Raw genomic sequence first — 15,366 nt, forward strand, 5'->3', positions numbered from 1 at the left:
AGCCGCACCTTGAGTATTACGGTAACGGATGGCGATGGCGGCACGACAGGAGCACAGTCAGCTGTTGTGAATGTGACGGCAGTCAACGATGTGCCGACCAACACGGTTGGGACATCCTCGTTCACGGTGAACGAGGATACATCGCTTTCCATTACGGGGTTGACTGTAGCTGATGTTGACGAGACCGGCAACCTGAGTGTCGAACTGACGGCCAGTCATGGCACTGTCACCATTCTTGCAGATGTTGAGGGCGGGCTGGCTTCCAGTGGCATTTCCAATAACGGGAGCGGTGCCGTGACGCTGAGTGGAACTGCTGCGGCAATCAACGCGACGCTGGCGGCGACGGGCGGGGTGTCCTACAAAGGGACCTTGAACTATAACGGCTCCGACGCACTGACCATCAAGACGACGGACAGCGGTACGGCATACGACAGTGATTCGGTTTCGATTACGGTGAATTCGGTAGACGATACGGCAACCATCGAGGGCAACACCAGCGGGAGCGGTGCAGAAGACGGCGGCGCCATCACCGGTACGCTGACGGCCACTGACGCGGCAGACGGTCTCACGGACGGTGCCTATTTCAGTGTGAGCGGTGCGGCCTCGCACGGAACGGCAACGATCAATGCCTCGACGGGAGCTTGGAGCTATACCCCGACGGCGAACTACAACGGCAGCGACAGCTTTACAGTAACCGTCACCGATGATGACGGGTTCGCGAAGACTCAGCAGATCAGTCTGACAGTGACGCCGGTGGCCGACACTGTTTCTGTGACCAATGCATCGACTGATGAGGATACGCAGACGGCAAGCGGGCTGGTGATAAGCCGCAACGCTGCGGACGGTTCGGAAACGGGGTATTTCAAGATCACGGCAATCAGCGGAGGTACGCTGTACAAGAACGACGGGACAACAGCGATAAACAACGGTACCTTCATTACCTATGCTGAGGGGAATGCAGGACTGAAGTTCACGCCCTCGGCCAACAGCACGAGCAGCGGAACATTTCAGGTCCAGGGTTCGACGACGAACGCCGACGCCGGACTCGGCGGCTCGGTGGCGACGGCGACGATTACGGTGGCGGCGGTGAACGACGCGCCGGTCAACACTGTCGGCGCGTCTTCGATTACGGTGAACGAGGATACTGCTGTGTCGATTACGGGGCTGAGTGTTTCCGATGTGGACGAGGCTGGCAACATCTCGGTTCAGCTGAGTGTATCGCATGGTGCCATTACGGTCGCCGACAATGTCGCCGGTGGCCTTGCTGCAGGGGGTCTCAGCGCCAACGGATCAGGCAGCGTCACCCTGACGGGGACGCCGGCGGCCATCAACGCGACGCTTGCCGGAACGGATGCGCTGTCTTACAGGGGGGACTTGAACTACAACGGGCCCGATACGCTGACACTCAAGACGACGGACAGCGGTTCGCTGAACGACACCGATACGGTATCGATCACGGTGAGCGCCGTGAACGACACTCCGGGCATTACGGCCGGCGGGACGACGGCGTTCACCGAGCAGACGCCGACGTCGGCCGCTCCAGGCATCACCATCAGCGACCCCGAAGGGGATGGGGAATGGGACGGAGGTACCCTGACGGTGCAGGTTACGTCGAACAGCGAGACCGGCGACAGCCTTTCACTGACGACAGCAAATAACAGCGGGATATGGCTGGTCGGCATCAACAGCAATACGCTGATGAGCAATACTACCGCCATCGGCACGGCATCCGCATCTTCGGCAGCTGGCGGTGCGGCCTGGACCTTCACCTTCAATGCCAACGCCACCAGCGCCCTGGTGCAGGCGACGGCTCGTGCGGTACAGTTCAACAATTCCAGCGACACGCCCGGAACCGCGAGTCGCACGGTGACCTTCACGGCGGCCGACAGCCACAACGCTTCAGCCACTACCACCCAGACTGTGACGGTGACGGCTCTCAACGACGCCCCCCGTCTTGCCAACACGGCGGATCCCGCACTATCCTTTACCGCTTCGTCCCTGAGTTACGCGGAGTTCCCCGATGTTGACGATTCGATTACGACTGCGTTCACACTCGAGACCTGGGTGAAGTTCGATTCGCTTGACGGAGTGCAGTTCATCAGCGGCCAGGCGGTGGAGCAGATGGAGCTGCATACCAACGGTGCCGTATTGCGCTTCATCCCGACGGGAGGGGCCTATTTCGATACGGGTGACGTCCTTGTCGTCGGACAGTGGACGCATATCGCGGCCACCTACGATGCCTCGACGGATACGGCCCATATTTACATCAACGGCGTTGAAGTGTCGTGCACGGACAATAATCACGATACGGACGCTGTCCTGAAAAGCACAGGCAGCTACTATGAGCTCGCCAGGCGTGGCGACAATTCGTTTTACATGAACGGCGATATCGCCGAGTTCAGGATATGGAACGACGTGCGAACGGCAGCGGAGGTCAGCGGCAGCATGAACGGCGCCCTGCAGGGGACCGAAGCGGGACTGGTCGCCCTGTGGAAGCTCGACGAAGGGTCCGGAACCACGCTTGCAGATGCAACCGCCAACAAGTTCAACGGAACCGCTTACAATACGACCACATGGGATACCCGGTCCGTGACCGGCGGGCTCTCTGTGGCCTTCACTGAAGATGGATCCCCGGTCCATCCGTTCAGCGGTGTCATCCTCGGTACGGTCGAGACGGGCCAGAGCATAATTGCGCTGACGCTGACCGTGAGCAATGTGTCGGACACGACCGAAAGCCTCGGAATCGACGGCTCCACCATAGCGCTCACCAATGGTGCGAGCGGAACCACGGCAACGAACGGAGTGGGGTATTCCGTCAGTGTGAGCAGTGGCACGGCCACCGTGACCATGAGCAAGGCCGAGGGAATCAGCGCATCGGACGCCGGCACACTGATCAACGGCATCAGCTACAGCAACAGCAGTCAGGCGCCCTCAACAGGCGCGACCCGAACCGTTACGATTACATCGCTCAAAGACAGCGGTGGTTCGGCCGGCGGCGGTAGTGATACGGCAAGCCTGAATGTTGCGGCCACTGTGTCGGTGCATGCGGTCAACGATGCCCCGGTACTGGCGGCTCAGACTTTAAGTATAACGGAAACAGCGTCTTACGATACCTTTTCTATTGAAAAAGGCCGTTTCGGCGCCACCGATGCAGAGGGAGACTCTATTGTATTTTCGTTAGTTGACTCTACAACCGTTCCCAGTGGGGCCGTGGACAGCGAAGGATATGACTTCGTACAGAATGGGGCGTACGGTGACCTGTATATCCAGACAGACGGGGACTATGCTTTCGTCCCTGATAACGGTGCCATCAACGCATTGACGAACAATGTTTCCGAATCGTTCAAGATCCGCGCGACGGCCGGCGGGCAGACTGCAGAGAGTACTTTTACGGTCAGCATCACAGCTGTCAATGATACGCCAACAATAACCACATATGTATCAACAGCGGATATAACCACAGGATTGCCTGATACCGCATATAGTGTTGTAGGTTCATCGCCTGATACAGAAGTTGTGAAATATGCGTTCGATGACAATGTCAATACAAAATATCTCAACTTCAGCGGTGTCGGCAGCAGCGTGACCGTTGATGCTGGCGCAAACTATGTGGTCACTTCGCTCGGACTGACCACGGCAAATGACGCGCTCAACAGAGACCCTGCGCACTTTATCCTCTATGGGTCGACTGATAACGCAAGTTTCACTCAAATAGCAGCAGCTGCTCTTACGCCTCCTGCAGAGAGATATACCGATTACCCGACGGTTTCATTTTCTAACAGTACAAGCTACCGTTACTACAGGTTGGCATTTGATCAAAGTACTGGTGGTGGTGGTGACAGTTATATTCAGGTTGCTGAAATACGCCTCGGGGGAGAGACCTCCAATGTCATTCTCTATACTGAAAATGCACAAGTCAACGCACTGGAAAATGTCATTCTTCGAGATAATGAACATGGTGGTCTGGCTTCAGCGACAGTCACCATTTCAGGGAATTACGAAAACGCCTCTGACTCTCTTTCCTTTACCAATAACAATACTGGGTTATACGGGAGCATAACGGCCTCATTTGTGAGCTCAACGGGGGTGTTGTCCTTAAGCGGAAGTGCTACCGTGGAGCAGTATCAAAATGCATTGCGTGCGGTTACCTATGCCTCTTCAAGCGATAACCCGACGCTGAACAGCCCGACAAGAACCTTGAGCTGGCAGGTCAATGACGGCGCGGCTGACAGCAGCGTCGCCACCAGTACCATTACCATTACTCCCGTCAATGATGCGCCTGCTCTTGCTGGCGCAGGCAATACTCTGGCGTTTACTGAAGGGAGTTCACCTGCCGTTATTGAAGCATCTCTGGCGCTCTCCGACGCGGACGACACCACTATTGCATCTGCAGCAGTCACCATCTCCGGAGGGTATGTCAGCACTGAGGATGTTCTGGCATGTACCAGTCAGAACGGTATCACCAGCAGCTGGAATGGCAGCGCCGGAGTCTTGACTCTGACCGGCAGCGCCACAATAGCGCAGTACAAAGCCGCGCTTGAGTCCATCACCTATCAGAATACCAATACCGACAATCCGAATATCGGAAATCGCACCATCAGCTGGGTGGTGAACGACGCTGCTCTTGGTTCTTCGCCCGTTACATCAACTATTACGGTTGCAGGTGTCAACGATGCTCCGACGGTCAGCAGTTCAATCACCGGCAGTGCGAGCGAGGGCGCGTCATCCATTACTTTCAATCTGCTTGCTGACGCCAGTGATGTTGACGATTCCTCTTTGAACATAACTGGCGTGACCTATACGGTCGGAGGTGTCTCGACGGGCAACAGTGGTGTCGATGTCCCGGCTGGTTTCAGCCTCAGCGGCGTCACCCTGACGGTCGATCCAGCGGCCGCTGCCTTTGATGATCTTGCTGACGGTGCGGATCGCACTATTGTTGCCAGTTATACCATTGCCGACGGATCGGGCGGTTCGGTTACGCAGACGGCCACGGTAAGCATCACCGGCACGAACGATGTGCCGGTGGTAACGAGCGCAGCAGCAGCGCATGCAGGAGCAGTCGTTGAAGCCGGTCATCAGGACAACGGCACTGTCGTTGCGGGGACTGCTACAGCCACTGGAACGCTGGTGGCAAGTGATGTGGACACCGGCGCAACCAAAACCTGGAGCCTGCAGGGCACCCCGAGCGAGACCTACGGCACGATGGCGATCGACAGCGCGAGTGGCGTCTGGACCTACACGCTGGACAACACCAAAACAGCTACACAGGCTCTGAAAGAAGGCGAGAGTGCAACCCAGAGCTACACGGCCCGGGTCACGGACGACCAGGGAGCCTCTGTTGATCAGACTCTCACGGTAACCATCACCGGCACGAACGATGTGCCGGTTCTCCAGGCCGTAACGGCGGGAAGTATTACTGAAACAGTTCAGTCCTCCGCCACGACAGATCAGCATCTCAGTGGTACTCTGACTGCTGCTGATGTTGATGGTGGTGATTCGAAGACCTACGGGATCAATGACGGCAGTGGCAATGCGATAGCTGCATCGGACGGAGTCGTCTCGAAGGCCGGCACCTACGGAACCCTGACCCTCGATACCTCTACCGGCGTGTATGCATACACGAAGAATGCTTCCGCCATTGAAGCGCTCGACGACGATGAAAGTGGAAGCGACAGCTTCACCGTCGTCGTGACCGACAGCGCCGGGGCAGTATCATCGAAGACCTACACGGTTTCGGTAACTGGTCACGACGACGCTCCGACGCTTTCGGCGGTTACATCGGGGAGCATAACGGAAACAGATCGCGCCACAGCCGTTACTGAAACCGGTCTGACGGGAACGCTCAGCGGTTCTGATGTTGATACTGAGATACTGACCTACGGTATTGATGGTGGTATTGATCTGACAGGGGTTCATACAGGAATCGTCACGAAAACGGGAACCTATGGCACCTTAAGCCTCAACCGATCCAGCGGAGCTTATCAATACGATAGGACTGCCGCAAGTGTAGAAGCCCTTGCCGCATCAGAATCTGTCAGCGATGTGTTCACACTGACAGTTACGGATGGCGACGGTTCCCTGGTGACGCAGACCTTTACGGTAAATCTGACCGGTGCCGACGACGCCCCCTCGATAACGGTCGTCGATATCGACGGCAGCATCACCGAGGCCTCCACGCTTTTGGATTCGGGGTCGGTGACCTTCACGGATGTTGACTTGAGTGATCGACCGGTGGCGACGGGGGCAAAGAGTTCCATTATTGCAGTGAAGTCCGACGGCACGACTGCGCTGGTGTTGAGTGCTTTGCAGGAGTCCGCGCTTGCCGCAGGGTTCAGTGTGACGAACGCCGACGGCAACACCAATAACGGCACGGTGAACTGGGAGTATGTGATTGCCGAGAGCGCACTCGACTTCCTCGGGGCCGGTGAGAAGGTGACGGCGATGTTCACCATTACGGTGAACGACCAGCACGGAGGGACGGCAACGCAGGATGTGATGGTGGGCATCACAGGGGCGAACGATTCACCGTCGATCAGTCTTGGTGGCAGTGATAGTGCTTCAGAAGGCCTGAGTGAGTCCAATACCGGTCTTTCGAAAAGCGGAACCCTGACGCTGTCGGACAAGGATGCGACCGACACGGTGACGCCGAGTGTCTCTGCCGTAACTCATGAAGGATCGGCCAACGGCATCACGAACTCCGACCTCAAGGCCATGCTTACGGTTGATTCAGGTGTGGTCATCGCCAGCGGGGCGACACACGGGACCATCCACTGGGCGTTCAACAGTGGCTCAGAAGCGTTCAATTACCTCGCTGCGGACGAAACGCTGAAGCTGACCTATACTCTGCGCGCTACCGACAGTCAGTCCTCTGCCGTTGACCAGGCGGTCGTCATCACCATAACCGGAACCAACGATACTCCGGTGGTCGATGCTACTGATGTGAGCGGCAGCGTGATTGAGCTGGTTACTGCAAGCGGCAACCTGACGGACTCCGGCACGATAGGCTTTACGGACACCGATCTCTCCGACACTCACAGCCTCGGCGCTGTGACGGCTTCAGGCGGTGCGCTTGGTGCGCTTACGGTGACGAAGACGACGGACACGACGAGTGGCATCAATGGCGTGGTGAGCTGGGAATACAGCGTTGCGGCCTCGGAGGTCGAGTACCTTGCTGCAGGAGAGACGAAGGTTGAGAATTTCAGCTTTGAAGTGCAGGACAGCCACGGCGGCAGCGTGACGCGGACGGTGGAGGTGACCCTCACCGGAACGAACGACGCTCCGGTGATAACGGCAGGGCCTGACACGGCATCGCTTTCTGAAACAGACGCCGGGCTGTCGACGAGCGGTTCGCTCACGGTGTCGGACGCTGATGTGACGGATGTGGTAACGGCCACGCGGACGCTCTCGGTCGGGGGCACTTCGAACCGCTCCGATAGCGCTGCTCCGAGCGACGCCGCGCTGCTCGGGATGTTCACGGTGACGCCCGGCACCATTATCGACGGTTCGCGCACAAGCAGCACGCTCGGCTGGTCTTTCGACTCGGGCACCGGGACGTTCGACTACCTACAGAAAGGTGAGACGCTGGTGCTGACCTACACGGTAAGCGCGACGGACGACAACGGTACGGCGCTCTCCGACAGCGAAACGGTGACCATCACCATTACCGGTACGAATGACACCCCGGTGATTACGAACGGCAATGATACGTCTGCACTTACCGAAACCGATGCCGCCCTGACAGCATCTGGGACGATGGCGGTGATGGACCTTGATACCGCTGACACGGTGGATATAGCGGTTGAGTCGGTATCGGCAGGCGGAACCTTCGGGGGTACGGTGCCCCTCACCAATGCCGAGCTGAAGGCGATGCTCGGGGTATCGGTCCAGTCGGGAAGCATCAGCGCGCTCGGAGCCGACGCATCGGCAGGAACGGAGTTCGGCTGGACATTCACCTCGGGCAGTTCCGGCAGCGCGGCGTTCGACTTTCTCCGTGATGGCGAGACGCTGGTGCTGACCTATACCCTCAAGGCGACGGACAACAGCGGTGCGGGATCGCTGGAGGCATCGCCTTCGGCGACATCAAGCGTCGTTGTTACGGTGACCGGCACGAACGACGCACCAGAGATCACAGCGGCAACCGTAACCGGTGCCATTGCCGAGGGTTCGGGTGACTTGACAGAGACGGGTTCGATTGCTTTTTCCGATGTGGACCTCTCGGACCGTCCATCGGTGAGCAAAGCGCTGAAGTCGCTCAAGTGGGAGAGCGCTTCCGGCAGCAACTTTACCGACACCATGGCCATAGGCCGATACAACACTCTTGTAGGCGCATTCTCTATTGCGGCAGCATCGGGTAATCTGAACGGCGGCTCGGTTGGATGGGAGTACAGTATGCAGGAATCCACTCTTGATTTCCTCGCTGCCGGCGAAACGGTGACCGTTGTCTACACGGTGCGTGTTGCCGACGATAAGGGCGGTTCAGCTTCACAGGATGTGACGATAACTATTAACGGCACGAACGATACTCCTGTTGCTGCGGCGACGGACCTTGCCGGCGGGGCAGCTGAATCAACCGGATCTCCCTCAGTGGAGGCCGTACTGACGGACACCGGCACCATACTCTTCAGTGATATTGACCTTGCCGACAGCCACTCACTGAGCGCTGTAACGGCTTCATCCGGAGCACTTGGTGCGCTTACGGTGACGAAGACGACGGACACAACGAGCGGCATTAATGGCGTGGTGAGCTGGGAATACAGCGTTGCAGCCTCTGCGGTCGAGTACCTTGCTGCAGGAGAGACGAAGGTTGAGAATTTCAGCTTTGAAGTGCAGGACAGCCACGGCGGCAGCGTGACGCGGACGGTGGAGGTGACCCTCACCGGAACGAACGACGCTCCGGTGATAACGGCAGGGCCTGACACGGCATCGCTTTCTGAAACAGACGCCGGGCTGTCGGCGAGCGGTTCGCTCACGGTATCGGACGCTGATGTGACGGATGTGGTCACGGCCACACGGACGCTTTCGGTCGGGGGCACTTCGAACCGCTCCGATAGCGCTGCCCCGGGCGACGCCGCGCTGCTCGGGATGTTCACGGTGACGCCCGGCACCATTATCGACGATTCGCACACAGGCAGCACGCTCGGCTGGTCTTTCGACTCGGGCACCGGGAAGTTCGACTACCTTCAGAAAGGTGAGACGCTGGTGCTGACCTACACGGTAAGCGCGACTGACGACGACGGTACGGCGCTCTCCGACAGCGAAACGGTGACCATCACCATTACCGGTACGAACGACACCCCGGTGATTACGAACGGCAATGACACGGCGGCACTTACCGAAACCGATGCCGCCCTGACAGCATCGGGGACGATGGCGGTGATGGACCTTGATACCGCTGACACGGTGGATATAGCGGTTGAGTCGGTATCAAGAGGCGGAACATTCGGGGGTACGGTGCCCCTCACCAATGTCGAGTTGAAGGCGATGCTCGGGGTATCGGTCCAGTCGGGAAGCATCAGCGCACTCGGAGCTGATGGTGCCGCAGGCACGGAGTTCGGCTGGACATTCACCTCTGGCAGTTCCGGCAGCGGGGCGTTCGACTTTCTCCGCGAAGGTGAGACGCTGGTGCTGACCTATACCCTCAAGGCGACTGACAACAGTGGCGCAGGATTGCAGGAGGCATCGCCTTCGGCGACTTCGAGCGTCGTGGTCACGGTGACCGGCACGAACGACGCCCCGTCGATTACAGAAGCAACCGTAACCGGTGCCATTACCGAGGGTTCGGGTGACTTGACAGAGACGGGTTCGATTGCTTTCGCTGATGTGGATTTGGCTGATCGTCCTGCAGTGACGAAAGTGCTGAAGTCACTGAAGTGGGAAAGCGTATCCGGCGCCGATGGCCGTAGGGAGCTGACCGATGAAATGAAGGTTGGCCAGCGCAATGCACTGGTCAATGCATTTGAGATTTCTGAGCGGACAGGAAATTCAAACAACGGTGCGGTTGACTGGCTCTACAGCGTGAGTGAAGCGGACCTTGATTTCCTTGCTGAAGGGGAACGGGTGACGGCTATATACACCATAACGGTTTCTGATGACAGGGGTGGAAGCGCTTCAGAAGATGTGATGGTGACAATAACGGGCACCAACGATGCACCAACTCTCTCGGAGGTGGTTAGTGGAAGCATTATTGAAGACCCTTCAGCAACTACCGTCAAGGAGGCCGGACTTTTCGGCAGCCTGCGCGGTTCAGATGCAGACAACGCCCCGACGCTTGTATATGGCATTGATGGCCTGGCTGCCACAGGTGGCACTGTTACAGAAACTGGCCGGTACGGTACGCTCCGCGTCAATACCGAAAGCGGCGTCTACCTCTATCAGCGCAATGTTATAGCGGTTGAAGCTCTTGATGAGGGGCAAATCGTGACTGATTCGTTTGTCTTTACCGTGACTGATGAGCTCTCTCTTCAGGCCACAAGCGTGTTTCGGGTTCTTTTGCAGGGCTCGGGAGAGTTTACCCCGCTTATTCCTCTTGAAAAGCCTTCAACGGTAAGGCCTGCGGAGAATGTATCGTCAATATTGACTGATGTCCCTGCTGTTGCTGATCAGCAGCCGGCAAGCGATTCTGGACCCCCGGTTGTGGGGTCAACTGCGCTGGTTATTCAGGGCGTTGATGTGAGTGTGGATCCCTTTGGCGATACAGGTTCGTCAAAGCAGTCTCTTGCTTCTTCTGTTCAGAATGCTGTAGTGGAGACTGTGGCTTTTCCGGAATCAGTGCAGGGCCCCGAACAGCAGCGAGCCGAAAGTTTTACCGCTCAGATGGACGCTAAAGAGGAGTCGGTTATTGAGGTTGATATGCGTGAAAAGGGTGCCTATCGCATACCTGAAAGCATCCAGTCCCTTTCGCAGTCGGCTTCTTCGCGAATCATCTATGAAGCTTCCCTTCTCGATGGTTCGCCACTGCCCGAAGGTGTTCGGTTCGATTCTCTAACCCAGTCTTTTGTAGTGACGGGTAAATTGTACGGTGATATTGAGATCGTGGTCAGGGCTCGTGACGGGTCGGGCAACGAAACAAAAACGGTATACCGTCTTGAATTCGGGTCGGAAGATGGGGAGTCGGGCAACGAGCAGGATGGGCTGCAGGTAGAAAAACTTCAAGGGGCTGCCGGCCGCAGGTTGCCGGATGCTGACATACCTTTCACGAGGATGGGCCGGGCCGCGCTCAGCGAACAGCTTGCCGAGGCTGGACGGTGGGGGCTGTTCCGTCAGCGGCACCAACTTCTGGCTCAGCTGGAGGCACTGGAGAATCCAGAAGCTGTGGATGCTTGATTTTGTAGAAAATGCCGTATATTTAAAGGCGAAAAAATTAAGACCCCCTGACTATCCGTATTATGCTTGTGCTTTTGCGGCCTAGACTTGTCCAGGCCCTTGGAATAGCCATGCTGCTTTCCCTGACATCCTGCATCGTTGTTCCTAAGGCACTGGATACTGAAGCCAATAGATCTCGTCTTGAGTCTGACCTGAAGGAGGCGTATGCCCGGCAGGAGAAGATCGAGCGCCCCCTGACGCTTGAGGATGCGATGGCCCGTACCATCCGCTACAATCTCGACAGTAGGGTAAAACTGATGCAGGAAGCTCTGGCAAAGGGTGAGCTTGGCCTGGCTCGTTGGGATATGCTGCCTCGGCTTGCGGCCAGTGCAGGGTATTCGAACCGTTCAACATATGCTGCTTCAAACAGCGTTAACCTTGATACCGGGGTGGAGTCGCTTTCAATGTCGACTTCGCAGGACCGCGATATCAGGACTGCCGACCTGAGCATTGCCTGGAATGTTCTGGATTTCGGGGTCAGCTACTATCAGGCTAAACAGAAGGCAAACCAGCAACTGATCTGGCGGGAACGCAGGCGCAAGGTGATTCACAACCTCATGCAGGAGGTGCGGCTCGCGTACTGGCAGGCGGCTGGCTCTGCGAAACTTCAGGCTCGTGCCATCCGCGTGTTGCAGTCGGCTGAGAGCGAGCTGGAGCGGATTCGTCAGCAGCGAGAAGAGCGGCTGGCTTCGCCAATAGAGAATCTTCGGGAGGAGAGGGCTCTGCTTGAGACCATGCGGCAGATGCAGGCGGTTATTGATGAACTGGCTGTGGCAAAACCCAGGCTTGCTTCGTTAATGGGCCTTCCGCCGGGCATATCGTTCGAACTGTCTACGGTTGACCTCCCGGAAAACGGGTTGCCTTCCATGAATGTACCTATCGAAAAACTTGAGCAGGTGGCTCTTGAACACCGTCCGGAACTTCGGGAAGCGGCTTATGAAGAAAGGATTTCTGCGCTTGAAGCCCGCAAGGCGATTGCGCGCCTCTTGCCGGGCATTGAGTTCAGGGGTTCGAAGGAGTACAACAGCAACAGTTTTGCAGCCTACCCCAATTGGTGGGAAGGGGGTATGTCGGTGTCATGGAATCTCATGAACATACCGCTTGCCCCGCAGCGTATCAAGACGGCAAAGGCCGGCAAAGAAGTTGCCCGGGCAAGCAGCCTTGCGATATCAATGGCTGTCCTTTCACAGGTGTATGTGAGCCGCCAGCAGCAGGGGGCTTCCATCCGCCAATATTCGCTGGCTCGCCAGCAGTGGGATGTGGATGAACAGATGCTCTGGTATATCAACGCAGGCCACGAGCTCAATGTCTTGAGTGATCGTGAGTACATCCAGGCTCAGGCCAATGCGTTGAAATCCGAACTCGGGCTTTATATGGCACATGCGTCAATGGAGCGTGCCCAGGGGAGCCTCTATGCCTCGCTAGGTCTTGATCCTTTCCTTGATATTGACACGGCTATGCCCCTTGATAAGCTGTCTGATGCGATTTTGAGGGCGGGAAAAGCATGGCAGGCTGGCAGGTTCGGCTGGGCAACGGATGAAGTTGACCGGGTTGGCCGGGCGGCAAGGCTTTTCGCTGACGGGCAGGAGCTCTTTCTTCAGGAACGCTATGCGGAGGCTGATTCCCTCTTCACCACTCTTATATCCATTGATCCTTTGAACGAGTCGGCACGGCAGTACAAAGAGACGATCATTCCTGCCAGGGTTTCAAGGATCAGCAAGGCGGAGAAGCTTTCCGGTAAGGCCCGTCGGGCTGCGGAACTCCAGCAAGAGGGTAGGGTTGAAGAGGCCAAGGCTCTCTGGAACGAAATTATCTTGGAATCAAAAAAGGAACTGCAGAAATGAAGTCAATCGTTGCCAGGGCCGCTTTGGGGGCCTGTATTCTTACCCTGCCAGCATCGTTTGGTTTAAGGGCAGAAGATGCCGTAAAAGGATATGACGATGCAGCGTCAACATTGAAGGAACTTATAGAAAAGGCAGAGCTGAATATCCGTAAAGTTGATGGCCTCATTGAGGAGCGCAAGGTCACTGAACGGAATATTGTGCGCGATGAGAAGGCCCGAGCGGCTATTCAGAGGGGCAATGAGCTCTATGCGGCGGGGGATCTTGAAGAGGCGAAAAAGGCCTGGAATGAGGCCCTTGCGATTACGAAAAATGAGGAGATGAAGCGCTATCTCGCCGAGGAGGAACGGCGTGCAGAGCGGAAAGCCGCTGAAGAGCGTGCGGCCAGAGACCTCCGCATGAAGCAGCTTGATGCCGATGGCATTGCGCTGTTTGGAGAAGGTCGCCTCGAAGAGGCAGAAGGGAAGTTCAGGGAACTGCTTTCGCTTGATGCCGACAATCGCTCTGCAGGAGAATACCTTGAAAATCGCATCCCTGCTCTTCGCAGAGAGCGGCAACAGAAGGCTGAACGGGAGAAAAATGCCCGAGCGGCTTTTGAGAGAGGCAATGAATATAAGGCATCGGGCAACATGAAGGCCGCCAGAGATGCTTGGAAAGAGACGCTGTCGTTGACTTCCGATACCGCTTTGCAGGCGATGGCAGCAGGCGGGATTCGTGACGCAGACGGGCAGTTGGCCGCATTGCGGGTTAAAATTCAGGGGCTTCAGGCTGAAGGAGTGATACTGTTTGAGAAGGATAGCCTTGAGGAGGCGGAGGACCGGTTCCGTGAAGTACTGTCTCTTGAGGGGACGAACCTGCAGGCAATGAATTATTTTGAAGTGAAAATCCCTGCCCGCAAAACTGAGCTTGCTCGTTTGGCGATGCAGGAAGAAAAAGCTAAAGCAGCGCTCCTTTCCGGTAGCAAGTTTTATGATGCCGCTCAAAAAGAGCGGGCCATGGCCGTCTGGCAGACTGGTCTTCAGCTTGCACAGCAGGAAAGTACCCGTGCGGCCATCACGGCCAGAATCCGCAAGGCTGAAGATCAGGCGGCGGCCGACAATGTGGCTCGCATGGCCCGCATGGAACAGATCAAAATGAACGGAGCGGCTCTTTTTAGCAAGGATGCTCTGGACGAGTCGGAAGCGCTGTTTGGCGAGTTGCTCGCTCTCAATGCTGGTGATCCCGATGCTCAGCAGTACATCACAACCCTGATCCCGGACCGTAGGAACGAGCTGGCTCGCCTCGCGGCTGTTGAGCATCAGGCTGAAACGGTGGCGGGCGGCGCAGAAAAGCTTTTCCTTGCGGGGGATTACAGTGGCGCTATTGTCGGTTGGCAGCAGGCAATAAGCCTGAGCGGGATACCTGAAACCAAAGCCGCTTGTGCCAGGCGCATTCAGACGGCAGAGGAGAAGCTTCGTCAGCAAGCGATTGCCCGCCGGGCCCATACAGAACAACTTGCGATAGAAGGTGTTGCCCTGTTTAACCAGCACAGCATTGATAAGGCTGAAGCTAAATTCCGCGAAGTGTTGCTGCTTGATGGCGAAAATCAGATCGCCCGGCAGTATATCGACACCCGGATTCCTGCCCGAAAAGGCGAGCTTGCCCGTCTCGCCGAGATTGAGGGAAAAGCCATGACTGCCCTTGAGCAGGGAAGCAAGCTTTACGACAGCGGAGATTACCTTGGTGCGAAAACTCTGTGGCAGGAGGCATTGGGTACCGCACAGCAACCCGCAACGAAGGCTGCGATTACCGAACGGATCGCCAAAGCTGACGGTGAGCAGGCTGCCCTTGAGGCGGCCATCACCGCGCTACAGTCGGAAGCTTTCAGCCTGTTTACTGCTGACAGCCTTGGGGAATCTGAAGCGAAGTTTCTCAAGCTGCTTACTTTGGACGGAGAAAACCAGAACGCAAAACACTATCTAGAAACAGCGATTCCTGCCCGAAAAGGCGAGCTTGCCCGCCTCGCTGCTCAGGAAGACAAGGCGAAAGCCGGTCTTGCAAGCGGCAATAAACTCTACACCGCCGGACAGAAATCCGAGGCCATGGCTGCCTGGCAGTCAGCCCTGCCGCTTGCACTGAAAGAAGCAACCCGTACAGCCATCAGCACAAGGATCCGCGAAGCTGA

The 15,366-nt window shown here is 57.0% G+C and carries 3 protein-coding genes; all 3 read left to right on the forward strand.

Annotated elements, in window-relative coordinates:
- Positions 1-9: 9 nt before the first annotated feature.
- Complete coding sequence (locus tag EKD02_RS09325) at positions 10-11,322, forward strand: VCBS domain-containing protein (RefSeq protein ID WP_221762991.1); 11,313 nt, start codon at positions 10-12, stop codon at positions 11,320-11,322.
- Positions 11,323-11,384: 62 nt separating this feature from the next.
- Entirely contained in the window at positions 11,385-13,205 is a 1,821-nt protein-coding gene (locus EKD02_RS09330; protein WP_126385209.1) for a TolC family protein, read from the forward strand.
- The coding region (locus EKD02_RS09335; RefSeq protein ID WP_126385211.1) for a coiled-coil domain-containing protein at positions 13,202-15,366 on the forward strand (2,165 nt) is incomplete at its 3' end. The genes EKD02_RS09330 and EKD02_RS09335, both read left to right, overlap by 4 nt.

It is taken from the genome of Chlorobium phaeovibrioides (genome assembly GCF_003968655.1).
GTDB lineage: Bacteria > Bacteroidota > Chlorobiia > Chlorobiales > Chlorobiaceae > Chlorobium > Chlorobium phaeovibrioides.